The following is a 24,602-nucleotide window of genomic DNA, read 5'->3' on the forward strand; positions in this document are numbered from 1 at the left end:
TTTTTGTTTCATGGGGGGTATCACCTGCACGTCCGTAGGTTGCATTTATTACATATTAATAGGCCTATAGAAATTATCGGGCGTGAGGAATGTAGGTGCAGTGCGCACCAAGGTTCCCGCCGCCGAAAACCCTGCATAACCGTTTAGGGGTGAGTGAATATTATGCGCATAATTTCGGGGGTAGTGGGAGGGGTATCAGGGCATCTAAAAGGGGTAAAAATACTCAGCAAGCATTCAGTAGCCGACGGAGCGCATCCTTCTCCGCCGCCGTGACCCAGATTTCATAGGCCGCCTTCACCTCTACGATGCGGCGCGCATATTCGCAGCGAAATCCTTTGTTAGGTGGCAGCCACGTGGCGGCATCGCCAGCGCCTTTTTGCTGGTTGAGGGGACCATCGACGGCAAGGAGGTTGCGGGGATCATTAGCAAAGTCGCGGCGTTTTTCTGGTGACCATTGCTGGGCGCCTTTCTGCCAGGCGTCGGCAAGCGGCACAACGTGATCGATCTGTACCGCACGGGATGTCTGCGCCCCGCGCTGGAACTCAATGTCCTGGCCCGAATAGGGATCGTGCAAGGTGCCGGAAAGCGCCACGCAGTCGTGAGTTCCTTCCTTGAGAACAAGGCTCTCTGGATCCAGGTCCCTGCGAAGGATGTCATTGCGGGTATCGCAGCCGTTGTGGCCGAACTCCACCGTGACGTCATCGGACCACGCCTGGCCAAACTCTTCGCGCTCATAGCCGGTTTTGGGCGCGCGGCCTTTGACCTCCAAGGATTCTAAGGCGGCGAGAGCTTCGGCGATGTCCGGCGCAATGCTTGGCGCGGGTGTGGCCTCTTCGGCTTGTTCTTCTGCTGGGCCTTTCTGCGTGGGCGCCGCTGACGTAGTGGAGCTGGGCCGCTCGGGCGTAGGTTCGGTTGGGGCGGGGAGGATAAGGCCGATGGCCACTAGTACTGCTACCGCGGCGTTGAGCAGCGCGGCGATGAAGAACGGGGTACGAGAGGCCATGACGCATTGATCCTAGTGGGTAGAATCGGCACACGGTATGAGTATCGATATGTTCTTTGACGAGTACCTCGCTGAACGCGGTCTGACGCGCTCGGCCGAGGTTGTCCCGGACCACGCCTGCCAGGTCTTTTGTGATGCGCCTGAGCCGAAGGCCCAGTTTTCCCTCGAAGAGGCGGTTCAACTCGTCGCCCACACCTTGGGGGAGTAGTGCAGGTGTCTGATTTTCACGTCTCTGCGCCTTTGTCGCCTTTGTCTGCGCGCTTGGGCTCCGAGCCCTTTGCGCTGTCTTTCTCCGGTCAGGGTTATGCCTGGCTGCCGACGTTGCGCGATGCCCTCGCCACCGGCGTCCGACCCATGATAGCGGCGTTCCTCTCCGCGGCCGAGGAACTCCTCGCCCCGCTGGAGGAGGAGCTTCTGGCTGCTGCTCCGCACGGGTTTGCCCCTTTGGCCTGGGCAGACGAGGAGCCGGCGTGGGCGCACGCGCTTGCCGACGCCTCGCTTTCCACCCCCGGCATCCTCACCGCGCAGCTAGCGGTCCTCGAATCACTGCGTGCGCAGGGAATAGAACTCGAGGATGCCGTCACCAGCATCGGACATTCCCAGGGCGTGCTTGCCGCGGCGGTCGTTGAGGGACGCATGAGCCCAGCCGAGGCTCTGGCGCTGGCACGCCTCATCGGCGCGGCTCTGGAGACAACCGCACGCAGTGCTGGGCTGGTCCGCACCCCGCAGGGCGCGCCCATGGCGGCGGTGACCGGCGCGACGAAGCAGCAACTACGCGACGCCGGCGCCCATATCGGACTCGATAACGGGCGGGGGCGCTTCGTCATCGTCGGAACACCGGCTGAGCTTTCCCGGGTGAAGGACGCGCTGCAAGAGGACGCGACTCAGGCGGAAGGGGAGGAAGGGAAGCCCGCCGCAGTTACCGTTTCCGACCTTGACGTGTCAGCCGCTTTCCACCATCCCACCATGCAGTGTGCGGTGGAACAGGTGGAAATCTGGGCGGACCGGATCGGACTGGATCCTGAGCCCACCGCGCAGCTCGCGCGGGCGGTATTGTCCGATTACGTGGATTGGCCCGAGCGCGTTGACACAGCGCTTCAGACCGGGGCGCGTTGGATTTTGGAAATCGGGCCCGCCCGCGGGGTGGAGCCGTTGACGCGGGACATTGTTGCCGGGCACGGCGTGGGCACGCTTGCCGTGGGGACGGCGGAAGGACTGGCTCGGCTCGTGGAGCCGGGCTACGCACCCGTTCTGCCACGCGCGTGGTCCGAGTGGGCACCGCGCGTGGCGGACGGGCGTCTGGTGACTGCCTTTACGCAGGCCACTGGTTGCTCACCGGTCATGCTCCCCGGGATGACCCCCACCACGGTGGACCCGGCCATTGTTGCCGCAGCCGCCAATGCCGGGCACTGGGCGGAGCTGGCCGGCGGGGGTCAGCACACCGATGACATCCTGCAGGAGAACCTGCATACCCTGCGCCGGCTGCTAAAGCCAGGGGTGAACGCCCAGTTCAATGCGCTGTACCTCGCGGCCTCCCAGTGGCGCCGCCAGATTGAGGGGCCAAACTCGATTCTGCGAGCGCGCGCCGCAGGAGCACCCATCAACGGCGTGGTGATTTCCGCCGGCATTCCTCCTGTGGAGGAGGCGGTAGAGCTGGTGGAGAAGCTCCACGCCGCGAACATCCCGTGGGTCGCTTTCAAGCCGGGAACTTCGGCGCAGGTGGAGGAGGTTCTCCGCATCGCGGATGCTCTCCCTCGCACCATCGTCATCGTGCAGCTGGAAGGTAGCGCGGCCGGTGGCCACCATTCCCTAGAAGGCCTCGATGATGTTCTGGCTGCCACCTACGCGCGGATCCGTGAGCGCGACAATGTCCTCCTCGCCGTTGGCGGGGGAATTGGTACCCCGGCGCGTGGCGCGGAGTACCTGCTGGGTACGTGGGCGCAGCGCTTCGGCCTGCCCGCAGCACCCGTCGATGCCATCATGGTGGGCACCGCCGCCATGGCGGCGAAGGAGTCCACCGCATGCGAGTCGGTGAAGCAGGCTCTTGTCGCCGCGCACAGCGGGGACGTTGTGTCGGGCCGCTCGGACCTGGGCGCGGACATCCATGAGCTGGACAACTCTTTTGCTCGCGCCGGGCGCCTGCTGGATGAGGTGGCCGGTGACGCCCCGGCCGTGGAGGCGCGCCGCGCGGAGATCATTGAGGCCATCGGGCGCACGTGCAAGCCCTACTTCGGCGACCTCGATGAGATGTCCTATTCCGCGTGGCTGCAGCGCTACCTTGAGCTGTCCTACCTGGACGGCTGGGTTGATGAATCCTGGTTTGATCGATTCACGCGCATGGTGGCGCGGGCTGAGGCCCGACTTAACCCGGTCGATCAAGGCGAGATTGAGCTGCGCGTTGAGGTTGACCGCGAGAACCCGGCTGAGGCAGTTGTCCAGCTAACCGAACTCTACGGTGACGCGGCGCTGCACCCGACCGACGCCGCGTGGTTCATTCAGCTCGTGGATGGTCCCGGCAAACCCGCAAACTTTGTGCCGGTCATCGATGCTGACGTACGCCGCCGCTGGCGCCGCGACACCCTGTGGCAGGCACACGATGAGCATTACGAGGCCGACGAGGTCTGCATCATCCCCGGCACGTCAGCCGTTGAGGGAATCGCGCAGGCCAACGAGCCGGTGGCACAGATACTCGGCCGCTTCGAGCAGGCGGCGCTTGCGCTTCTCGACGGGACTGACGATGACTCTGGCGAGCCCGCTTTCAGCACTGAAGAGCTCATCCGCCGCGCCCCGAGCCTGAATTGGGCCGGGCGCGAGCAGCCCAACCCCCTGCGCCTTGGGCTTGATGGCGCCGAGCTGGAAGCTGCGGGCGAGGAGGCCATGTGGTTGACCGTTCCTTTCCACTCCGATGCGTCGATGCGTGTTCGCATCACTCCGCCGAGCATTCCGGGTGCCTCACCACTCGTTAGGGTCGAGGATGCCGAGACCGCCATGCGGGAGCTGCTGCGCCAGGCCCTCGGCGGTGACCTTCCGGACGTTAGCTCTGGGACCGCGACGGTCAGCGCTCACCTCAGCACCACCGACATCGCCCACTACAGCGCGGTGACCAGCGGGGAGATGAGCGCTACTGTCTCGCCCGATGTCCTCGTCGGCCTCGCCTGGCCGGCCACCTTCGCTGTGCTGGCCGGTGCCCACACGCAGTCAGGGGAGCCGGTGGTGGAGGGCTTTCTTGACCTGGTCCACCTCGAGCACTCGCTGAGCCTCAAACCAGATACCTGGGAGCTGCTTCGCGCCAGCGCCGCGCCGGGCTCCGAGCCTTTGGACCTGCGCTACACCGCTGAGCTGGAGGAGGTACGCGATACACCGTCGGGGCGCGTAGTCGACGTTTCTGTCGGCGTGACTGCAGCCATGCGCGGAGAAGAACATGAGTTTGCACAGATGCATGAGCGCTTCCTCATCACCGGGCGCCGCGGTGACGCCGCGCTCGAGCTCGCGCGCGCCACGACTTTTGGTGCACAAGAAAGCGGGGCGGAGACAGCAGCGACTTTGGTCCGTGAGACACCGCGCTCCTTCCGCCACCGCACCAGCGTGGTGGCACCGGAATCCTTGCTGCCTTTCGCCGTGGTCACGGGGGATAGGAATCCCATTCACCTGTCATCGAACGCGGCGGCATTGGCGGGACATCGTGAAGGCCCCATCGTCCACGGCATGTGGACCTCGGCGCTCGCGCAGGCGGCCGCGGCTTTCGACGGTGCCCGCGTCCTCGACTGGTCCGCTACCTGGCTTGCACCTGTGCTGCCGGGCAGTGAGGTGGAGTTTGAGGTGGAACGGGTGGGCGTCGACAAGCGGCGCGGCTACGGTGAGGTCCGCAGCGTGACCGCCACCAGCCAGGGCGTGCCGGTGCTACAGGCGCGAGCAACGATGAGCAGCCCCACCACCTTCTATGCCTTCCCCGGCCAGGGCATCCAGTCCCCGGGGATGGGGGTGAAGGACTATGCGGAATCCGCAGCGGCGCGTGCGGTGTGGGAGCGCGCGGACAAGCACACGCGGCAGAGCTTGAGCTTCTCCATCCTGGAGATTGTCCGCCACAACCCCGACACCGTGGTGGTGGATGGTGAGACCTTCACGCACCCGGACGGGGTGCTCTACCTGACGCAGTTCACGCAGGTGGCCATGGCGACGCTGGGCTGCGCACAGATCGCAGCACTCAAGGAAGCTGGGGTCCTCGAAGACAGTGCCTTCTTCGCTGGCCACTCGGTGGGCGAGTACAACGCTTTGGCTGCCTATGCCGAGGTCCTGTCGCTGGAGGCGGTCCTGGACATCGTTTATGTCCGCGGGCTGACCATGCACCGACTGGTCGAGCGCGATTCCGCTGGCCAGTCCCTCTATGGTTTGGCGGCGCTGCGCCCGCACAAGATGAAGATGAGCGCGAGCGAGGCCTTCGCCCATGTCGCCCGCATGGCCGCGGAGACGGGTGAGTTCCTCGAAGTGGTCAACCACAATATTGCCGGGCGTCAATACGCGGTCGCCGGGACGAAGGCGGGCCTGGATGCGCTGGCGAGCGACGCCGAGCACCGCGCCCCCGGGCAACGCGCCGTCATCCCCATCCCGGGGATTGACGTGCCCTTCCACTCCTCCCGCTTAGAGGGCGGCGTGGCGGATTTCCGCGCCCACCTCGATGCACTCATCCCTGCAGAAATCAACCTCGACGTGCTGGTGGGGCGCTATATTCCAAACCTCGTGGCGCGGCCCTTTGCGCTGAGCCGTGAGTTCGTGGAGTCCATCGCAGAAGTGGTGGACTCGGAGCCTATCGAGGAGATCCTGGCGGATTTCGATGGTGCCGTGGCGAGCCCGGCGCGTCTGGGCCGAACCCTGCTCATCGAGCTTTTGGCCTGGCAGTTTGCCTCCCCAGTGCGCTGGATAGAGACCCAGGACCTGCTCCTTGGTGGGCTCGGCGTGGAGCGTTTCATCGAGGTTGGCGTTGGCACCGCGCCCACGCTGACCAACATGCTGGGCCAAACCCTGCGGCTTCCCCAGTATGCGGGCAGCACAGGCATTGAGGTACTCAACTACGAGCGCGACCGTGGGCGGGTCTTTGCCGAAGACGCCGAGACGGCACCCGAGTCAGCAGCGCAGGATTCTGCGGACGCCGTCGAAGCACAGGCAGATGAGCCTGAGTCGAGGCAGCCATCCGAGAGCGCACACCGGGAAGACTCCGTGCACGCCCCGCGCGAGGAGGCCCCAGCCGCCGTCGAGGATCTTCCGCTCAGCGTGCACCAGGCCCTCGAGATGCTCATCGCGCTGTGGACGAAGGTCCGGCCTGATCAGATGGCGGCGACCGATTCCATCGAAACCCTCGTGGAAGGCGTGTCCTCCCGCCGCAACCAGTTGCTCGTTGACCTCGGCGTGGAGTTCGGTATCAGCGCCATCGAGAATGCCGCGGACGCACCCATCTCGCAGCTGGCGGAGAGCGTGGCGCAGCGCGCACCGGGCTACGCAACGTTTGGGGAGGTCCTCGCGGAGCACGTCGCGCAGGCGCTCACCCGGCTGACCGGGCCTGCGGGCAAGAAGCCGAGCTACGTGGCGGAGCGCGTGAGCAATACCTGGGGATTGGGCTCGGGCTGGGCCGATCGCGCTATTGCACAGCTGGTCTTGGGCACGCGCGAGGGTTCGTCGCTGCGCGGCGGGGAGCTGGCCAGCTTGCCCATGACCGGTGTGGCGTCGGTTGCTGAGCTCGATGCGCTCATCGACGCCTCCGTGAACGCCGCCGGCGAGCGCGAAGGAGTCTCGTTGCAGAAGGCCGCAGCACCAATGCCACACGAGACCGTGGACCCGGAGGCGGTGCGCACTTATACCGAGCGCCTTGAAGCGGCGCTGGAGGATTCCGCCCGCGCGGCACTCGCCGCCCTGGGGCGCGAGGAGACCCCGACTGAGCAGGGGGACAGCGCTTCGCCCACGGAGCTGGAGCAGCTCGTTGCAGCGGAGCTCGGCCCGGACTGGCAGCGACAGGTCGCCCCCGCATTTGATGCGCGCAAGGCAGTGCTTCTCGACGACCGCTGGGCCAGCGCCCGCGAGGACATCGCCCGCGCGGCCGCCGCCGGGGAAGCAGAGCCCGAGCTGGACGTGCTGGGCACCGGTGAGGAGGTTGCGCTCCTGGCTGAGCACTTCGGCTATGAGGACCTAACCCGCGATGCCCGCACCCCGGCCGACGGATTGCTCTTCGCCGGGCAGATGGCCGTGATGACGGGTGGCTCGCCGGGTTCGATTGCCGCCGAGCTCATCGGCGAGCTGCTCGCGGAAGGAGCGACCGTGATTGCGACGACTTCCCAACTAAGCCACGAGCGCCTCGAGTTCTATAAGGAGCTCTATCGCAGCCGTGCCGTCGGCGCGGCAGCACTATGGGTTGTTCCGGCGAACCTTAATTCCTTCGCGGACGTGGACGCGCTTGCGGAATGGATTGCGGCGGAGCGCACCGCCACCGTCGGTGGAAAGTCTGTGCAGCTCAAGCCTGCTTACGTGCCAGATCTCCTCTTCCCCTTCGCCGCGCCGCGTGTGGCCGGCACTCTTGCGGATGCCGGGGCGGGGGCGGAGTCCCAGATGCGTCTGCTGCTGTGGTCGGTGGAGAAGCTCATCGCGTCGCTGTCCGGCGTAGGCGCGGATACACATGTTGGCCACCGGCTGCACGTGGTGCTTCCGGGCTCGCCCAACCGCGGGCGCTTCGGCGGCGATGGCGCTTATGGCGAGGCCAAGGCGGCCCTCGATGCATTGGTTAACCGCTGGTCTTCCGAGCAATTCAGTTGGGGCGCGCGCACCTCGCTGGTGCATGCCCAGATCGGGTGGGTGCGCGGCACCGGGCTGATGGGCGGCAACGACCCATTGGTTGAGCAGGTGGAGGCCCGCGGCGTGCGGACCTTCTCGGCGAAGGAGATGGCGGTGCAGCTTATCGACGCCACCGCCTCCCCTCGCATCCGCGCCGAAGCAGCACAGGCGCCGCTGAGCGTGGACCTCACCGGCGGGCTGGCCGAGGCTGAGCTGGACTTTGCAGAGCTGGCCCGCGCGGCGCAGCCCGAGACTGCCGACGCATCGAGCGCAGCCGCTAGTTTGCGCGAAGAGAAAACGCCGCGAACGGTAAAAGCCCTGCCGAACGTGCTCAGGCCTGCCGAGTGCACCAGCCCAGACTTCAACGGGGTGACGCAGTCCCTCGAGGACATGGTGGTCATCGTCGGGGCCGGCGAGCTCGGCCCGCTGGGTTCATCGCGTACTCGCTATGAGGCGGAGGTCGGCGGTGAGCTCTCCGCCGCCGGAGTGCTGGAGCTGGCCTGGAGCCGCGGGCTCATCAGCTGGGATGAGCGCACAGCCGGATGGCTGACGGCCGAAGGAGAGGAGGTAGCCGAGGAAGACGTCTACGCGCGCTTCCACGACGAGGTCCTCGCCGGGATTGGTGTGCGCCGCTTCCACGATGACTTTGGCCCGCACCTGCCCATGGTGGATAACCTCGCGCCCGAGCTGACCACCATCTACTTGGAGAAGCCGCTGAGCTTCACCGTGCAGGACGAAGAGACGGCGCGCAGCTTCGTCGACAGCTGCGAGGGCACTACGCTGCGCCGCGTCACTGATGCGACCGGTGAGGATGAATGGCAGGTCACCCGGGCCGCGGGCTCGTCGGTGCGCGTACCGCGCCGCGTGGCCATGACCCGCTTTGTGGGCGGCCAGATTCCGGAGGGCTTCGACCCGCAGGTCTACGGCATCCCCGCGGACATGGTGGATAACCTCGACCGCCTCGCCCTGTGGAACCTCGTGTGCGCTGTGGAGGCCTTCCTGTCAGCGGGCTTTAGCCCCGCCGAGCTCTTAGCCCACATCCACCCGGCGCGCGTGAGCTCCACCCAGGGAACCGGCATGGCAGGCCAGGAGGCGCTGCGCTCGCTGTACGTCGATAAGCTCTTGGCCCAGCCGCGGCCCAATGACATCCTCCAGGAAGCGCTGCCCAACGTCATTGCCGCGCACGTGATGCAGTCCTATGTCGGCGGCTATGGCCAGATGGTGCACCCCGTGGCCGCCTGTGCCACGGCGGCAGTGTCGGTGGAGGAGGGCGTCGACAAGCTGCGCCTGCGCAAAGCGGACTTCGTCGTGGCCGGCGGCATCGACGCCCTGTCGATTGAGGGAATCACCGGGTTCGGTGACATGGCGGCCACGGCCGATAGCGCGGAGATGGCGGCGAAGGGGATTGATTACCGCTTCTTCTCCCGCGCTAACGACCGCCGCCGCGGCGGCTTCGTGGAATCCGAAGGCGGCGGAACCATCCTGCTCGCCCGTGGATCCTTCGCGGCCGAGATGGGGTTGCCGGTGCTTGGCGTGGTGGGCTTTGCCGAGTCCTTCGCCGATGGCGCGCACACCTCCATCCCCGCGCCGGGCATGGGCGCGCTCTCGGCGGCGCGGGGTGGGCAGGACTCCCGCCTGGCCCGCTCGCTGAAGGCCCTCGGCGTGGGCGCGGACGATATCGCGGTGGTGTCGAAGCACGATACCTCCACCAACGCCAACGACCCCAACGAATCTGACCTGCACGAGCGCATCGCCGCCGCGCTTGGCCGCAGCCCCGGCAACCCGCTGTATGTGGTTTCGCAGAAGAGCCTGACCGGGCACGCCAAGGGCGGTGCAGCCGCCTTCCAGCTCATCGGTCTGACTCAGGCGTTGCGTAGTGGAGTCCTCCCGCCGAATCGTTCGCTTGATTGCGTTGACCCCGTGCTGCGCCGCCACGCGCACCTGGTGTGGCTGCGCCAACCGTTGGACCTGCGCCGCACCCCGCCGAAGGCAGGTTTGGTGACCTCCCTGGGCTTCGGACATGTCTCCGCCCTCATCGCGCTTGTACACCCCGGTGCGTTTTATGCCGCGCTGGTTCGTGAGCGGGGTGAGGCCGAGGCCGAAGCATGGCGCTCAGCCGCCGCCGAGCGGGAGCGGTGTGGCTTGCGGCGCCTGGAAAAGGCCATGCGTGGCGGGCCCGCCTTGTACGAGCGGCCGATGAACCGCAACCTGGGGGCGGGCACAGCCGCCGAGGTAGCTGAACGCGAGGCCGCGGTGCTGTTGAGCGAGTCTGCGCGCCTGCGCGGAGGCACCTTGGATCCGAAGGGAGGAAGCACGGCTCAACGGGGGTAGCAAACCGTGGAGTATCCCCAGCTTGTACCCTCTGGAACGATAAAGAAGCAGGTCAGATGGGTTGGAGAAGTCCCTCCACCTGGGGCACCATGCAAGGGTGAAAAATGCTAAGAAACCACTGCTAGGTCTCATCTCGGTCGCTGCCGCCGCCGTGCTTACTGCATGTTCGGCCACCGGTGGCGCGCCCCGCCCCGACGCTGACGGCGAGCTAGCCGGTGGCGTCGACACCGAGCGTCTTGTCGTCGCCATGATCTCCCACGGCGCGCCGGGGGATACCTACTGGGACCTCGTGCGTAAGGGCGCGGAGGATGCCGCCCGCAAGGACAATATCGAGCTGCGCTACTCCTCCGACCCGGAAGCGCCCAACCAGGCAAACCTGGTGCAGTCCGCCATCGACTCCGGCGTGGATGGCATCGCCGTGACCATGCCCAACTCTGGTGCGATTGGGCCTGTGGCCAAGAAGGCTTCCGATGCCGGCATCCCCACCGTCGGTCTTAACGCCGGCATGGATGATTACCAGAAGTACGGCATGAGCGCCTTCTTCGGCCAGGAAGAAAAAGTCGCCGGCACCAAGGCCGGCGAGCGCCTCAAGGATGATGGCGCCAAGCACGTCTTGTGCGTTATCCACGAGCAAGGCAACTCCTCGCAGGAGTCGCGCTGCGCCGGCGTGAAGAAGGGGCTGGACAACGGCAAGGTTGAGCTCCTGTACGTCAACGGCAAGGATCTGACCGCCGCGCAGTCCACCATTAACGCGAAGCTGAGCCAGGATCCTTCCATCGACTGGGTGATGGCGCTGCAGGCCTCCGTGGCCATGCGCTCCGCCGACGCGGTTGCCGACGCCTCCTCCAAGGCCAAGGTCTCCACTTTCGACACCAACGCCGAGCTTGTCGGAGCCATCGCGGATAAGCGCATTCAGTGGGCCGTCGACCAGCAGCCCTATATGCAGGGCTACCTCGCCGTCGACTCGCTGTGGTTGGCGCACCGCAACGGATCCACCATGGGCGGCGGCCGCCCGGTTTATACCGGCCCCTCCTTCGTGGATTCCACCAACGTGGACATCATCTCCGAATCCGCTAAGGAAGGTCTGCGATGAGCGAAGCCACGACTGCATCCGACGAGGTGCAATCACACCCCGCCGATACCCGCCTGACCCGCCGTAGCGGCTTCGCGCGCCTCATCCGCCGCCCGGAGCTGGCCAGCCTGCTCGGCGCGGTGGTTATCTTCGTCCTCTTCATGATCGTGGCGCCCGCCTTCCGCTCGGTTGAGGCTTTCTCCACGGTGCTCTACGCCAGCTCCACGCTGGGCATCGTGGCCTTGGCGGTGGGCCTGCTCATGATTGGTAATGAGTTTGATCTGTCCTCCGGCGTGGCGGTGACGTCCGCGGCGCTCGTGGCCACCATGCTCAACTACAACTTCCACCTCAACTCGTGGGTGGGCGTGGGCCTATCCCTGCTGACCGCGCTGGCCATCGGTGCGCTCAACGGTTTCCTCGTGGTGCGCACCAAGATCGATTCCTTCCTTATTACGCTGGCGGCTTTCCTCATGCTGCAGGGCCTCAACCTGGCGATCACCAAGCTGGTGACCGGCCAGGTGGCCACCCCGACCATCGCTGACATGGAAGGATTCAGCTCGGCCCGCGTCATTTTTGCCGGCACCATCCACATCGGTGGCTTGAGCATCCGCGCCACCGTCATCTGGTGGATCCTCTTCGTCGCCATTGCGTCGTGGGTGCTGTACAAGACGCGCTGGGGAAACTGGATCTTCGCCGTGGGCGGCGATGATGAAGCCGCCCGCGCCGTCGGCGTTCCCGTGCGCCGCGTCAAGGTGGCGCTGTTCATGCTCGTCGGCTTCGCGGCGTGGTTCGTGGGCATGCACACCCTCTTTGCCTTCGACTCCATCCAGGCCGGCCAGGGCATTGGTAACGAGTTCCTCTACATCATCGCCGCGGTCATTGGCGGATGTTCCATGACCGGCGGGCGCGGTACGGCGGTGGGCACGGCCATCGGCGCGCTCATCTTCGGCATGACGAACCAAGGCATCGTGTACGCCGGCTGGAACCCCGACTGGTTCAAGTTCTTCCTCGGCGCCATGCTGCTCTTTGCCGTGCTGACGAACACCTCGGTGGCCAACTTTACGAGGAAGCGATAACCATGATTGAGCTGCACGATATTTCCCAAACCTTCGGCAACTTCCACGCCCTGCGCGGCATCAACCTCTCTGTGAAAGAGGGCGCGGTGACCTGCGTGCTGGGTGATAACGGCGCGGGCAAGTCCACGCTGATCAAGATCCTCGCCGGCCTCAACCAGCCCACCGGCGGCACCATCACCGTCGATGGGGAAGAGGTGAACTTCACCAGCCCGCGCGATTCCCTCGACGCGGGTATTGCCACCGTGTACCAGGATTTGGCGCTGGTTCCCTCGCTGTCGGTGTGGCGCAACTTCTTCCTGGGCCAGGAACTCACCGGGGCGCTGGGGAGCTTGCGCGAGGAAGAGATGAAGCGCATTACGCACGAGCAGCTGTCCGAGATGGGCATTGAGCTTGGCGACGTCTCCGTGGAACTCTCCGCGCTCTCCGGCGGCCAGCGCCAGGTGGTGGCGATTGCCCGCGCCATCTACTTCGGCGCGCGCTACATCATCCTGGACGAGCCCACCGCAGCACTCGGCGTGAAACAGTCGGGCATGGTGCTGCGCTTTATCGACGCCGCCCGCGAACGCGGCATGGGCGTGGTCTTTATTACGCACAACCCGCAGCATGCCTACCTCGTGGGCGATCACTTCATCGTGCTCACGGTGGGGCAGATGTCGCTGGACGCCTCCAAGGAGGAGGTCACGTTGCCGGAGCTGACCCAGTGGATGGCGGGCGGCGACGAGCTGGAGGAGCTCAAACAGGAGCTGGCACGCTAAGCTTGCCCGCATGACAAAAAGTGGCGTGAGCGTGGGCACCGACCTGGTGCACATTCCGTCCTTTGCCCAGCAGCTGGAGCTTCCCGGCACGCGCTTCGCGCAGGTTTTCAGCGCCTCCGAATTGCGCGTGGCGCAGGCCCGGGGGCTGAGCGGTGCTGCCCGCGCGCAGCACCTGGCGGGGCGCTGGGCGGCGAAGGAGGCCTTCATTAAGGCGTGGTCGCAAGCGCTCTACGGGCGTCCGCCGGTCCTAGCGGAGGAGGCCGTGGACTGGGCGGAGATTGAGGTCCGCCCGGATGCGTGGGGGCGAGTAGCACTCGAGTTGCGTGGTGAGATTGCCCGCCTCACGCGGGAATCCCTGGGGGAGTTTTCCACGGCGCTGTCCATTAGCCACGATGGTGATTACGCCACCGCCATTGTGTACCTTTCGCGCTAAACACGCCTGGTCGCACCTGACTTCGCTGGGTGTGGCTAGGCGCTCGTGGCAATAGCGAAGAGGTAGGCGATGAGCATGCGCTTAATCTCTTCCACCACGCCATCAAAGCTTTCCTCGGAGCGCATGGTGCTGTAGTTGAGCAGGGAAACCACGGTGTGGACGAGGAAGGCGGCGATCTCCACACGGGCGTCGGCGTCCATGCCCTGGGCAAGAGGCTCGATGATTTCCGCGATGGGCTTGAGCAGGCTGAGCTCCGTGTCGGCGGCCGTGGCACGGGTCGCGGGTGTGGACTGCACGGCGTGCCACACCGCACGGCGCGAGGGGTCGTTGCGCCAAACACGAGCCATGCGGTCAATGAATTCTTCGAGGAAGTCCGGCCATTGCAGGGCCGGAACGCGCTGGGAAAAGCGCTCAACCTCAGCCAACATCTCCGCGGTGTCTTGGCGGTCGAGCTCGCAGATCAGCACGTACTTGTTGGCGAAGTACTGGTAGAGCGTGCCAATCGGCACTTCCGCGCGGCGCGAGACTTCGTCGAAAGTAAAGGACTCGAAGCCATAGTCCACGAGCGTCTCCCGCGCGCAGGACAAGATCCGGTCATACTTGGCCCGGCTGCGCGCCTGCGCTGGGCGACGCCTCGGGACCAGAATCTCCGGTGACTTCGAGCTGGATTCCACGGTTTAGTTGAGCCCCTTAAGCACGCGGGCGACGTGGCCGGTGGCCTTGACGTTGTACATGGCTTGGCCGATCGTGCCGTCCTCTTCCACAAGGAAGGTAGAGCGGATAACCCCCTGGACGATCTTGCCGTAGTTCTTCTTCTCGCCGAAAGCGGCATAAGCCGTCATGACTTCCTTGTCAGGGTCAGACAGCAACGGGAAGTTGAGCTCATGGTCCTCGCGGAACTTTGCCAGTGCCTCGGGCTTGTCAGGGGAGATTCCCACCACGGCGATGTTCATGTCATTGAGCTGCTCCAGGCTGTCGCGGAAGTCGCAGGCTTCCTTCGTGCAGCCAGGGGTGTTGGCGCGCGGGTAGAAGTAAACCACGACGCGCTGGCCAGCATAGTCACTCAGACTTACGGTGTTGCCGGCATCATCGCTCAAGGAAAAAGCGGGAGCCTTGTCTCCTACGGACAGTCGTTGTGCTTCAGTCATGCTGTCTACCTTACCGTGCCCTACGGGGAGGCTATCTGGCGTATCTACGCCACCGAGGGTGAAACAAACGTTGGTCAACTCTGCAGGGGAGCTGGCGGTCAATGTAGAATGTCGACGTTAGAACCACAACGGTTAGAAAGACACTAACCGCAGCAACACCGAACGAAGCCAAATTCAGGAGATTCACGTGGCACGCAACATTGATGATATCCAGCGCGACATCGAGCGCACCCGCCGTCAGCTGGCTAGCACCTTGGATGAGCTGGCTGATCGCAGCAAGCCGCAGAACTTCGTCGAGGACGCTAAGGGCGCGGCAACCCAGAAGCTGCAGGAGCGCAATGTGCAGATGGCGCTCGCCGGCGTTGGTGCAGCCGTCGTAGGCCTTATCGCTTTCTCCGTTTTCCGCTCCAAGCGCCGCAAGTCCGATATCAAGGAACTGCAGCGCCTGCTCGCTGAGCGTCGCTAGAGCCGGTTAGCGCCGTTGGGCGCGACTGCATACCTAGAGGCCCTGCCTTGGGAAATACCCCGGGGTGGGGCATTTTTGTGCTCCGTATGCGTTACTGGAAGCATTGCCTACCCTATGCAGGCTTTGGGTAGCCTTACCTGTCTGTGTAGTATGAACCTCCGAACAGACCATAAGACCAAAGTTTGAAGGAGAAATCGTGCTTCACGTATCGACGCCTGCAGGCCAGGCATCCCGTCCGCGCGCCGGGCGAGTAGTAGGGGCGTGCGCCATGGTGGCGGCGCTGGCCAGCGCGCTGGCGGGCTGTGCCTCCGACAATGCCGATGCCGGCAGCGAGCAGGCCACGGGAGCGCAGGGGACTGCCGCTGTGAGTTTCACAGACCTTGCCGGCCGCCAGGTGGAGCTGGACCACGCGCCGGAACGCGTCATCCTGGGAGAAGGCCGCAGCGTCTTTGCCACCGGCATCCTCAACAAGGAAGACCCGCTGGACAAGGTCGTGGCCATCGGATCGGACCTGAAGCAGAATGTGCCCGACTACTACCGCGAGTTGGAAAAGACCACGCCCAAAGTCAACGAGCTGCCGGAAATCGGCGGCTTCACCAAGGGCGATGTCACTGTGGAGGAGCTCATCAGCCTCGACCCGGACCTCATCGTGCTCTCCAAGGATCAGTACGAGGCCTCCCAGACCGCTGGGCTCACCGACAAGCTGGATCAGGCCGGCCTGACCTATGCCGTCACGGACTTCCGCGCCAAGCCCTTGGAGAACACCATTCCCACCATGGAAATCTTCGCCGATATCTTCGGCCACGAGGACCGCGCGGAGGAGTTCATCGCGGACTGGCAAAAGAACGTGGATCTGGTAACCGAGCGCGCCACGAAAGCGCAGGACAAGCCCTCCACCTTCGTGTGGCGCGCAGCGGGTGTCTCCGATTGCTGCGGCTCGTGGAATGACTCCAACATTTCTGAGCTGGTCAACGTCGCCGGTGGAAAGAACGTGGCAGACGGCATCATCGAGGGTGAGTCCGGCGCGCTGACCCCGGAGAAGGTCATCGACGCCAATCCCGACATGATCATTGCCACCGGCGGCGACTGGTCCGCCAAAGTGGATAACGCAAAGGGCCACACCGGCTTCGCTGCCGCCGGCTATGGCATCAGCGAAAAGGATGCCCACGAGAGCGCCGCTTCGCTGGCCGGCGTCCAACCTGGTTTTGAGGATCTTTCTGCCGTCAAGGAGCACAACCTCCACGGCCTGTGGCACCAGTTCTACAACTCGCCCTTCAACTACCTGGCACTCCTTCAGATCGCCGCGTGGCTCCACCCAGAGGACTACGCAGACGTCAACGTTCAGAAAGAATGGGCCGAAGCCCAAGAGAAATACTCGCCCGTCCCCGGCGACGGAACCTTCTTCAGCACCAACTAGTCATGAGCATTCTCACCTCAACCGCGCGCTCGGCAAGCCCTGAACGGACCACGCACGCAGAAACCGCGGTGCTTCCCGTGGAGGCCCTCGCACGCGAGCACTCCCGCGTGACCCGCCGCCGCATCGCCATCGTCGCCGGGCTTATCGGCGTAGCGCTCGCCGCATTCGTTGTTAGCGTGATCGTTGGCGCCATCGACCTCACCCCGGGGCAGGTGCTGCGGGGGATGGTGGATCCGGGAGGCGTCGACAAGCAAACGCGTACAGTCCTGTGGAGCCTGCGCCTGCCTATGGCCGTCATGGCGCTGCTTATTGGGGCCAGCCTGTCACTGGCTGGCGCGCAGATGCAGACCATCCTGGATAATCCGCTGGCGGAGCCCTTTACCCTCGGAATCTCCGCGGCGGCTGCCTTCGGCGGGGCCAGCGCCATCGTGTTGCGTTGGCAGCTTCTGGCCCAGCCGCAGTTCAACCTCGCGCTCATCGCGTGGCTGTCGGCGGCGCTGGCCACGGCCATCATCGTCGTCGCCGCCGTCATCCGCGGTGCGAAGTCCGAAACGATGGTGCTTCTCGGCATCGGCCTCGTCTTCTTCTTCCAAGCCATGCTGGCGCTCATTCAATACCGCTCTTCCAGCGAGGCTCTCCAGCAGATCGTCTTTTGGTCCATGGGTTCGCTTACCCGCGCCAGCTGGCAGGCCAACGCCGTGCTGGCCGGCGTGCTTGCGGTGGCCTTGCCCATCCTGGGAGCGCTGTCGTGGCGGCTGACGGCGCTGCGGCTTGGTGACGCCCGCGCCACCGCCCTCGGTATCAACACCTCCCGCCTACGCGTGATTGTTCTCGTCGTGGTCTCGCTCGTCGCGGCCACCACCGTGGCTTTCGCCGGCATCATCGGTTTTATCGGCCTGGTGGGCCCGCACATCGCGCGCATGTTGGTGGGTGAGGACCAGCGTTACTTCGTGCCGGCCTCCATGGCCGCAGGCGCGGCGGTGATGTGCGCCGCCCACGCGCTCAGCCTCCTGATTAAGCCCGGGCTGGCCATCCCCATCGGCATCGTCACCTCGCTTCTGGGCGTGCCATTCTTCATCGCCATCGTCATGACTCGGAGGAGGGCATTGTGGACGTAGAACTCACCATCACCGATCTATCTGCCGGCTATGGCTCGCGCACGGTGGTGGACGGGCTGAGCCTTCCCACCCTGCGCGGCGGGCAGGTCGTGGGGCTGCTGGGGCCGAACGCATCCGGCAAGACCACCACCATCAAGACGCTCGCCGGCGTGCACCGCGCGCGGGGCGGCACGGTGGACTTTCGCGTCGACGGCCAGAGCCCGCGCGGACAGCGGCGCCGCCAGCTCATCGGCTATGTGCCGCAGGGCCTGCCACACACCGCGGCGCTGCGCGCGTTTGAGGCGGTGCTGATTGCGGCGCGGCGCGAAGCGTGCGAGGACCCAATCACCCGCACCGCCGCGGTCCTGCACTCCATGGGGCTCGACGACATTGCGCAGCGCTACCTCAACGAGCTCTCCGGCGGCCAACGCCAGCTCGTCGCCGTGGCGCAGATGCTGGTGGGGACCCCTGGGCTCATGCTTCTCGACGAACCCACCTCCGCCCTCGACCTCAACCGGCAGCTCTTCGTCTTGGGCCGCGTGCGGGCAAAAGCTCGGGAGGAAGGAAGCCTCGCGTTGGTGGCGATTCATGACATCAACCTGGCCGCCCGGATGTGCGACCAGCTCGTCGTGCTCCATGGCGGCAAGGCCTGCGCCCATGGCGCGCCGGGGGAGGTGCTCACGGAGGAGCTCTTGCGCGAGGTCTACGGCGTAGAGACGGATGTGCTGGACCACTGCGGGCAACCCGTCGTGGCGCTGCGGGAGGTTAGTTAGACTCGGGCCGTGTGAGCCGAAATTCGCCCGAAAACCTCCTGTTGTACCTCACCCCGGAGGATGAAAACACCATCCGGGACGTCTATGCTGCCCTGGCTCAGCGTGGCTTTCCGGTGCAGCACCAGCGCCCGCACATTACGGTGACGTTCGCGCCGGCGCTCGAGACCGCAGTCGTCGACGAGGCCCGCAACCTGCTCCCGCCGCTTCTGCCCGCGGCCTTTCGCCGCGTGGGCACGGTGGTCTTTGGGACGAAGAGTAAACAGACCGTGGCGTGGCTTTTAGAAACCACGGATGAGCTGGAATCCGCCGCGCGCCGCCTCAGTGCCTCGAACCCGGAGGGGAGGGGCCCGCGGTGGACCCCGCACCTGACGATGGGTCTGCGGCTGCCGCGAGCGATGGTGCCGGAGTACATGCGGGCGCTCGATGAAATCTCGACCTTTGAGCACAAGGAATTCACGGCGGCGCAGGCCGCGTGGTGGCGGCCCAAGACGCAGCAGCTCGAGGTCTTGGGCTAGGATCGGAAAAGCCCCTCACCACGGGGGTGAGGGGCTTGAACTGTGCGCCATCAGGGACTTGAACCCCGAACCCACTGATTAAGAGTCAGTTGCTCTGCCAATTGAGCTAATGGCGCTTGGTGTTTCTGACCGGCTCTGATTTCCTCAGTGCCTGCCGTGCAACGAGATGTAACTTTAACACCCTCTTCGTAAAAAGGTAAAATCGCCAGGTAAATGGGTGTTTTCTGCGATCAATGCCATGGCTAAATGCTTCTCTCAAAGAGTCGCGGGTGTGGAAGTCTGACGGGTGGGTAACGAAACGGTTAAGAGCGGTGGCGCTAACTGGTTCGTAGGGTGCGTGTGCGGTTAGGCTATGTGCACTCTTATTATTGTCTGCGTCTTTCTATGAGCTAGGGGTTTGTGTGCATTCTCTATTCCCTTCCGCACGTCCCGCAATGCTTCTCTCGAGTATCGTTGCGACCGCTTCACTCTTAACCGCCTGCACCATTGGTGGTGCCGCGGATTCCGGTCCGGCCACTGACCAATCGGAGGCTGACGTCAAAGCGAGCGCTTCGGCGGAAGCATCGGCGTCGGCAGCCGCCAAGGCGAAGCAGCTGAAGTTTTCCGTCAAGGATGGTGCGAGCGACGTCGATCCCTCCAAGCCGGTTGAGGTTACGTCCCCGGCCGGGCTTAAGTCGGTGACAATGACCAACGAAGCCGGCATCGAAGTGGACGATGAGCTGTCATCTGATTCGAAGACGTGGAAGAGTGCAGAAGTGCTGGGGTATAACCGCACCTACACCATTGACGCTACGGACAAGGACGGCACCCATAAAACCATCACCTTCACCACCCCGCAGGCAGCAGGCGTGTCCGAAGTGGCCTTGAGTCCGATACCGGATTCTGAGGTGGGGGTTGGCCAGGTTATCGGCGTGCGTTTCGGAAACTACGTCACCGACCGCAAGGCGGCCGAAGAGGCAATCACAGTCAAGACCGAGCCTGCCGTTGAAGGTGCTTTCTACTGGGTCAACAACCAGGAAGTGCGGTGGCGCCCGGAAAACTACTGGGAACCCGGCACGAAAGTGACCGTCGATGTCGACCTGTACGGCCGCAACCTCGGCGGCGGCATCTACGGCGGTGAGGATGCTTCCACAAACTTCACCATTGGTGACCGCGTCATCGCGCTGATCGACAACAACACGAAGATGATGTCGGTGTTCAAAAACGGTGAAGTGCTGCGCCGTTTGCCTGTTTCGATGGGCAGGGATGGTCAGTGGGATACCCCGAACGGCACCTATGTCATCGGTGACAAGTACCCGTCCCTCGTTATGGACTCCACTACCTTCGGCCTGGCTCTCGATGCCGGCGGCTACAGGACTGATGTTCAGTGGGCAACCCAGATGTCGTACTCGGGTATCTATGTCCACTCAGCTCCGTGGGCAGTTGGCGCGCTGGGCAGCTATAACCAGTCCCATGGCTGTATCAATGTAACCCCCGAGGCCGCTCAGTGGTTCCAGAATACGGTCAAGCGCGGCGATATTGTGAGGGTCTCCAACACCGGCGGCGGCGTGCTGAGCCCGCTCGATGGTCTGGGTGATTGGAACATGGACTGGGCTTCTTGGTCTGCAGGCAACGCTACCGCTAATCAGTAGCGGCCGGGCAGCACTAGCGCGGCAGACCGCGGCGTCGAGACACTGTCTTGTCAAAGGGAATCCAAAACCGCAGGGCGGCGTCCTGGTTCTTTGAGATGCCGATGCGCGGCCCGCGGACCCACTCAGGTTCCTTATCGCGTTGTTTAAGGTGAATGGGCGTGCCGTTGTCCGCGATACTGAAGCCAAGGGCCCTGCCTAAATTTCCCGGTCCGCGGGCGAGGTTATGAAATTCCGTGTCGCCCCGGCGTTGGTAGGCAAGGTCTACTCCGTCGATGACTTCCCCGCCGCGGAGCAAGCAACCCTGACCGGTTCCTTCGGGCGCGCAGACGATGTTGCCGTTCCGGTGGATGCCGTAGGACATGTAGACGTAGAGGCGGCCGGGCGGGCCGAACATGGCGGCGTTGCGCGGGGTGCGGCCGTTGAAGGTGTGAGAGGCCTCATCGTCTGCGCCGAGGTAAGCCTCGACCTCCGTGATGCGCACCGAAACGCCGTTGTGCGTGAGCACCGTGCCCAGAAGCTGGGGAGCAACGACGTCGGCGGTGTCGGTGAAATCGATCATTGCCGCAGTCTAACGCGAAAACAAACGTTAGGCCTTAGCTCGTTCTTCCTCGGCCTCAATCTCTGCGTTGAAATTACGCTTGGAGGCCTGCCACTGGTCCTCAGTCATTCCGATACGCCAGTAGCCAGAGATAGAAACGTCTTCCTTGGGAATCCCGGATTCAACGAAAAGGAAGCGACGAAGCTCTTTGATCATTTCGGCGACTCCGTGGATGAACCATCCGGTTTTCTTCTCCTGGGGGATACCAGCCGCGCGGACCACACGGGATAGCTCAGTACCGTGGGTAGCGCCATTGCGGACTACCCAGGTGATTTCCACGCCATCGCGGGTGGGCAGTTCAAACGTGCGGTCTTCGGCTTCGATCTCGATATATGCAGTCGCAGTCGCGCCGTCGGGAAGCCGCTTCAAGCCAGCGCTGATGGCCGGTGCTGCAGACTCGTCGCCGGCGAACACAAAGTGCTCATAGTCTTTGGTTGGTCCCCACGCGCCACCAGGGCCGAGGAAACCGAGCTTCTCTCCAACCTCGGCTCTGCGTGCCCAAGGGCCAGCCAGGCCGGAATCACCGTGGGACACAAAGTCGATGTCGAAATCCCCGGTTTCTGAGTTCACGTTGATCAGGGTGTAGGTGCGGAGAATTGGCTGCTTGTCGCGCGGTTGCTCTGCGCGAATCTGCTCGATATTAAACGGCCAGGAGTAGTCGGCACCTTCTGGCACGAACAACAACTTGATGTAGTGATCTGTAAACTCCAGCTCCTTGCCTATGAATGCTGGGGAGCTCATGTGTAACCGAACCAGGTCTGGAGATACTTGGCGGCGGCCAGTCACGGTCGCTTCATGTGCCTTGCGGGGTTTGCGCTTCGGCGCTGCCTCTTTAACCTGGTCAGCCATTGTCATCACTATCCTTGCTATCTCTTCAAGAGCTTAGATCTTCTGTGAGGGCAGAAGCCTACATACTCTAAGTTTAGGTAAGGCTAACATACTCAAGTCCGGCTGGTTGTGGGGCTTGGTGGTGCGCGGGTGCGGTGGCTCAATGCAAAAAGTTGACCCCGCATCCTACTCAAGCGGAAAGCGGGGTCTATTCAGGGTGGCTGACGGGCTCGAACCCGCGACACGCAGGGTCGCAGTTTCGTAATTTTCGTTAGTGAGCGTAGATGGCCTCGAAAAGGATCCTTGCAGCGAGAGGAGTGTTTTCGGAGTGGTCCTACTACACTGAGGTACGACGATCTACGACTGGCTACGCGTAGTTTAAAGCGTAATTAAGCGCATGACGGATTCGATGTTCACTCGGCCTGTGTGACCACGAATTGTGGCTACCGTTGATCTGGCGATACGCGGCCGTGACAGATGATTTACACACGTTAATTTCCGTGTGGAACAGGCAGTATGATAATGGCATGGACCTCTCGTTTCATCCCATCACCGACCCTATGGCATTCTCGCAGGGCATCGCTGGTGATTATGAGTTCAACCAGCATTGGTTGGGCACATACCGACTATCCGAGGACTATGAATGGTACGAGGTGCGCGATGGCGGTGAACAAGTTGCGCTACTGGAGTTGGACTTGAAGCCTCACCGGAGTTACTGGAGTGACTCCGCCTACCCCCTGCCAATGGATGGCCCCGACGTGATCGAGATTCAGTTCATCGACGTCAGGCTCGCTCATCGGGGTCGTGGCATAGGAAAAGCAATCGTTCACTGGGTGGTAGAGCAGTACCCACAGCGGCAAATGCTGGCGCTGGCTGAAGGATCGGACGGATTTTGGCAATCTTTAGGGTGGGACTTAATCGTGCCTGATGAAAGCGGATTCCGTCCGATGTACGCTTCGCCGCTATAGCGCCGAGATGAGCCAGTCAACCCATGCGCAGGGACAAAGTATCGAACGCACTTCAATTGACTTTCACTTTGAGGTAGCCATCACGTGGTATTAAGAACCCTTAGTAGTACTTCGTTAGGTGGGGTCCGCGCGGTGGCCGTAAGGGCACTGGCCCAGCAGATGGATGACAGCGGCCTGGAGGTCTGCCGGGACGGCGTAGAAACTCAGCCCGCCTCCGGGGCTTGTGGGGCCAGGTCGTCGGCCAAGCGTTGCCCGGTGGCAGACAGGTGCGCCGCGGTTACCAGTGTGACGTGATGATGGCAGCCCAGCCCGGTAGTCATGTTCGATGCGGCCTGTGGACCTTCGACCACCGGACCAACTCCTCGATCGGGGTGCCCTCATCCAGCGTCAATAACCAGTAGTCACTGGGCTCAGCTGCGCCGTCGGACCACTCGGCCCGTAACCAGCACCTCGGCAGCGACCCGTCCGGATCGCGGGTGCCCCGCGCACCCGCTCAATCTCATTTGTCCTGATACGCGCTGATCTGCTCCTGCAGACATCTCTCCACAAGAGCTAACAAAGCACTACTAGGGCCTCTCGCTCTGAGCCTTCTTGAGAAGGCTCGTCGCTAACTCGAACCCAATCACTTGGTCAATACTGCTGCTCAACTTGCGGACATTTCCAAGTTGCCCAGCGTATTGCTTCATCTTAGTCCTAATGCTGTCGACGTTTAGTTGCGCCTGCTCGGTTGAATCTAGTTTGCCCACCTTTGAGTCAATGAGTTGATCTGCAATTAAACTCACTTCTTCGACGCTCAAGGGATGAAACTCAATAAACGCATTGAAGCGGGAGTAAAGTGCTTCTCCCAATGCCTTCTTCACCGCTTCCTCGGAGCCATAATTCGACGTGCAGATGATGAGCGGGCTTCCCACCTTCGTACGATAGTTCTTGTCTTCTAGAACGCCCTCGTCAAACAATTCGTAAAAGGCGCTATGGAAGACTGGACTCGCCTTATCGAACTCATCGAACAGGATCACGTTGGACTCTCGTTCCATCAAGTCATGTGCGAGTGAGGGTTCTTGGTGACTGCCTCCGAACACGTAGGAGGCAAACTTTTCGCTATGAAGCATGGAGAATTGCTTACGGAAAAGGTCTCCGCCAGTGAGTTTGCTGATGAACTTGGCGGTCTCAGTTTTGCCAACACCCGACGGGCCATAAAACATCACGACTACCGGCCCGTTCCCTTTTTGGCTAGCTAACGGATACATAGCGGCTAAAAGCTCATTCTTTACAGAACCTTGCCCGACCAAGTGGTCATTAAAACCGTCGTAAAATTCTCGAAGAAGTCGGGGATTAAATCCACCGTAGTTGTAGTGGATCTCCGTCACTTCCGCAATGCGCTGAACATGAGAGCGGACCACTTGTGGAGGATTGTTTAAGTAAATATTCTTGGGGTCGATAGACTGAATTAGACCGCCGAAATTGGAAATCGTTGCCTCGACCAAGCTCGCATAATCACCAGAGTTGACGACGACATGCTCTGGCCCTTCCACAGGGTCCTGGTCCTCGGTAGGAGGCGCATCACGTTGCACTATTACGAGCTCCCGCGCCCTACTGTCTCGTTCATAGACAATGTCTAAGAATGACTCTGATCCGATTGTGTCGGTTCGCTCTTCAAACCACGAGGGGGGACCAT

The 24,602-nt window shown here is 63.1% G+C and carries 19 protein-coding genes and 1 tRNA gene; 13 read left to right on the forward strand and 7 right to left on the reverse strand.

Features of this window, described 5'->3' with window-relative positions; all coding sequences use genetic code 11:
• Positions 1–223: 223 nt before the first annotated feature.
• Positions 224–1,003: an HNH endonuclease family protein gene (locus tag HMPREF2912_RS07590; protein WP_070596645.1), complete on the reverse strand. Its 780-nt coding sequence runs from the start codon at positions 1,001–1,003 to the stop codon at positions 224–226.
• 37 nt (positions 1,004–1,040) lie between these two features.
• On the opposite strand from HMPREF2912_RS07590, the gene HMPREF2912_RS13020 reads away from it, so the two are divergent.
• The 6 genes from HMPREF2912_RS13020 to HMPREF2912_RS07615 all read left to right on the forward strand — a co-directional run bounded on the left by HMPREF2912_RS13020 (position 1,041) and on the right by HMPREF2912_RS07615 (position 13,486).
• Positions 1,041–1,211, forward strand: coding sequence for a hypothetical protein (locus HMPREF2912_RS13020; RefSeq protein ID WP_168166648.1), 171 nt, complete (start codon positions 1,041–1,043; stop codon positions 1,209–1,211).
• Positions 1,212–1,216: 5 nt separating this feature from the next.
• The gene (locus HMPREF2912_RS07595) at positions 1,217–10,150 is read left to right on the forward strand and encodes a type I polyketide synthase (RefSeq protein WP_070683791.1); all 8,934 of its coding nucleotides are present in this window, start codon (positions 1,217–1,219) and stop codon (positions 10,148–10,150) included.
• Positions 10,151–10,247: 97 nt separating this feature from the next.
• The gene (locus HMPREF2912_RS07600; protein ID WP_070683793.1) at positions 10,248–11,243 is read left to right on the forward strand and encodes a substrate-binding domain-containing protein; all 996 of its coding nucleotides are present in this window, start codon (positions 10,248–10,250) and stop codon (positions 11,241–11,243) included.
• Positions 11,240–12,298, forward strand: a complete 1,059-nt coding sequence (locus HMPREF2912_RS07605; protein WP_070525336.1) for an ABC transporter permease — start codon at positions 11,240–11,242, stop codon at positions 12,296–12,298. The genes HMPREF2912_RS07600 and HMPREF2912_RS07605 overlap by 4 nt, the downstream gene beginning before the upstream one ends.
• A 2-nt stretch (positions 12,299–12,300) precedes the next feature.
• Positions 12,301–13,053, forward strand: a complete 753-nt coding sequence (locus tag HMPREF2912_RS07610; RefSeq protein WP_070525338.1) for an ATP-binding cassette domain-containing protein — start codon at positions 12,301–12,303, stop codon at positions 13,051–13,053.
• A gap of 10 nt (positions 13,054–13,063) precedes the next feature.
• Positions 13,064–13,486, forward strand: coding sequence for a holo-ACP synthase AcpS (locus HMPREF2912_RS07615; protein WP_070683760.1), 423 nt, complete (start codon positions 13,064–13,066; stop codon positions 13,484–13,486).
• Positions 13,487–13,521: 35 nt separating this feature from the next.
• On the opposite strand, the gene HMPREF2912_RS07620 is transcribed toward HMPREF2912_RS07615, so the two are convergent.
• Complete coding sequence (locus HMPREF2912_RS07620) at positions 13,522–14,160, reverse strand: TetR family transcriptional regulator (RefSeq protein WP_070522336.1); 639 nt, start codon at positions 14,158–14,160, stop codon at positions 13,522–13,524.
• 3 nt (positions 14,161–14,163) lie between these two features.
• Positions 14,164–14,634: a thioredoxin-dependent thiol peroxidase gene (bcp, locus tag HMPREF2912_RS07625; RefSeq protein WP_070522333.1), complete on the reverse strand. Its 471-nt coding sequence runs from the start codon at positions 14,632–14,634 to the stop codon at positions 14,164–14,166.
• A gap of 187 nt (positions 14,635–14,821) precedes the next feature.
• Between bcp and HMPREF2912_RS07630 the strand changes: the two genes are divergently transcribed.
• From HMPREF2912_RS07630 to HMPREF2912_RS07650, 5 genes are all read left to right on the forward strand, one after another.
• Positions 14,822–15,100, forward strand: a complete 279-nt coding sequence (locus tag HMPREF2912_RS07630; protein ID WP_010191207.1) for a DUF3618 domain-containing protein — start codon at positions 14,822–14,824, stop codon at positions 15,098–15,100.
• 268 nt (positions 15,101–15,368) lie between these two features.
• Positions 15,369–16,517, forward strand: a complete 1,149-nt coding sequence (locus HMPREF2912_RS07635; RefSeq protein WP_070561410.1) for an ABC transporter substrate-binding protein — start codon at positions 15,369–15,371, stop codon at positions 16,515–16,517.
• A 2-nt stretch (positions 16,518–16,519) separates the two neighbouring features.
• Complete coding sequence (locus tag HMPREF2912_RS07640) at positions 16,520–17,635, forward strand: FecCD family ABC transporter permease (RefSeq protein ID WP_246816490.1); 1,116 nt, start codon at positions 16,520–16,522, stop codon at positions 17,633–17,635.
• The gene (locus HMPREF2912_RS07645) at positions 17,626–18,387 is read left to right on the forward strand and encodes an ABC transporter ATP-binding protein (RefSeq protein WP_070683762.1); all 762 of its coding nucleotides are present in this window, start codon (positions 17,626–17,628) and stop codon (positions 18,385–18,387) included. Before HMPREF2912_RS07640 ends, HMPREF2912_RS07645 begins: the two co-directional genes overlap by 10 nt.
• Before the next feature lie 11 nt (positions 18,388–18,398).
• A complete protein-coding gene (locus HMPREF2912_RS07650) occupies positions 18,399–18,902 on the forward strand; it encodes a 2'-5' RNA ligase (RefSeq protein ID WP_070561406.1) in 504 nt (167 codons plus the stop codon).
• A 43-nt stretch (positions 18,903–18,945) separates the two neighbouring features.
• Here the strand turns inward: HMPREF2912_RS07650 and HMPREF2912_RS07655 are convergent.
• A tRNA-Lys gene (locus tag HMPREF2912_RS07655) sits at positions 18,946–19,018 on the reverse strand.
• A 318-nt stretch (positions 19,019–19,336) separates the two neighbouring features.
• On the opposite strand from HMPREF2912_RS07655, the gene HMPREF2912_RS07660 reads away from it, so the two are divergent.
• Positions 19,337–20,533: a L,D-transpeptidase gene (locus tag HMPREF2912_RS07660; RefSeq protein ID WP_198531024.1), complete on the forward strand. Its 1,197-nt coding sequence runs from the start codon at positions 19,337–19,339 to the stop codon at positions 20,531–20,533.
• 13 nt (positions 20,534–20,546) lie between these two features.
• Here the strand turns inward: HMPREF2912_RS07660 and HMPREF2912_RS07665 are convergent, their stop codons facing one another.
• Positions 20,547–21,092, reverse strand: a complete 546-nt coding sequence (locus tag HMPREF2912_RS07665) for a DNA-3-methyladenine glycosylase (protein WP_070683766.1) — start codon at positions 21,090–21,092, stop codon at positions 20,547–20,549.
• A 27-nt stretch (positions 21,093–21,119) separates the two neighbouring features.
• Positions 21,120–21,980 carry a siderophore-interacting protein gene (locus tag HMPREF2912_RS07670; protein WP_070562193.1) on the reverse strand — a complete coding sequence of 287 codons (861 nt, stop codon included), beginning with the start codon at positions 21,978–21,980 and terminating at the stop codon, positions 21,120–21,122.
• 506 nt (positions 21,981–22,486) lie between these two features.
• Between HMPREF2912_RS07670 and HMPREF2912_RS07675 the strand changes: the two genes are divergently transcribed.
• On the forward strand, positions 22,487–22,927 hold the full coding sequence (locus tag HMPREF2912_RS07675) for a GNAT family N-acetyltransferase (protein ID WP_070683768.1): 441 nt from the start codon (positions 22,487–22,489) through the stop codon (positions 22,925–22,927).
• Between the two features lie 566 nt (positions 22,928–23,493).
• Here HMPREF2912_RS07675 and HMPREF2912_RS07680 read toward each other — a convergent pair.
• A complete protein-coding gene (locus HMPREF2912_RS07680) occupies positions 23,494–24,498 on the reverse strand; it encodes an AAA family ATPase (RefSeq protein ID WP_246816491.1) in 1,005 nt (334 codons plus the stop codon).
• Positions 24,499–24,602 lie beyond the last annotated feature (104 nt).

It is taken from the genome of Corynebacterium sp. HMSC056E09, from assembly GCF_001813425.1.
Lineage (GTDB): Bacteria > Actinomycetota > Actinomycetes > Mycobacteriales > Mycobacteriaceae > Corynebacterium > Corynebacterium hesseae.

Bases quoted from the DNA above. Each gene is read 5' to 3' on its own strand.
- HMPREF2912_RS07615 (WP_070683760.1), top strand. From the start codon at position 13,064: ATGACAAAAAGTGGCGTGAGCGTGGGCACCGACCTGGTGCACATTCCG.
- HMPREF2912_RS07670 (WP_070562193.1), bottom strand. From the start codon at position 21,980: ATGGCTGACCAGGTTAAAGAGGCAGCGCCGAAGCGCAAACCCCGCAAG.
- HMPREF2912_RS07590 (WP_070596645.1), bottom strand. From the start codon at position 1,003: ATGGCCTCTCGTACCCCGTTCTTCATCGCCGCGCTGCTCAACGCCGCG.
- HMPREF2912_RS07635 (WP_070561410.1), top strand. From the start codon at position 15,369: ATGGTGGCGGCGCTGGCCAGCGCGCTGGCGGGCTGTGCCTCCGACAAT.
- bcp (WP_070522333.1), bottom strand. From the start codon at position 14,634: ATGACTGAAGCACAACGACTGTCCGTAGGAGACAAGGCTCCCGCTTTT.
- HMPREF2912_RS13020 (WP_168166648.1), top strand. From the start codon at position 1,041: ATGAGTATCGATATGTTCTTTGACGAGTACCTCGCTGAACGCGGTCTG.
- HMPREF2912_RS07610 (WP_070525338.1), top strand. From the start codon at position 12,301: ATGATTGAGCTGCACGATATTTCCCAAACCTTCGGCAACTTCCACGCC.
- HMPREF2912_RS07605 (WP_070525336.1), top strand. From the start codon at position 11,240: ATGAGCGAAGCCACGACTGCATCCGACGAGGTGCAATCACACCCCGCC.
- HMPREF2912_RS07640 (WP_246816490.1), top strand. From the start codon at position 16,520: ATGAGCATTCTCACCTCAACCGCGCGCTCGGCAAGCCCTGAACGGACC.
- HMPREF2912_RS07675 (WP_070683768.1), top strand. From the start codon at position 22,487: ATGGACCTCTCGTTTCATCCCATCACCGACCCTATGGCATTCTCGCAG.
- HMPREF2912_RS07660 (WP_198531024.1), top strand. From the start codon at position 19,337: ATGCTTCTCTCGAGTATCGTTGCGACCGCTTCACTCTTAACCGCCTGC.
- HMPREF2912_RS07665 (WP_070683766.1), bottom strand. From the start codon at position 21,092: ATGATCGATTTCACCGACACCGCCGACGTCGTTGCTCCCCAGCTTCTG.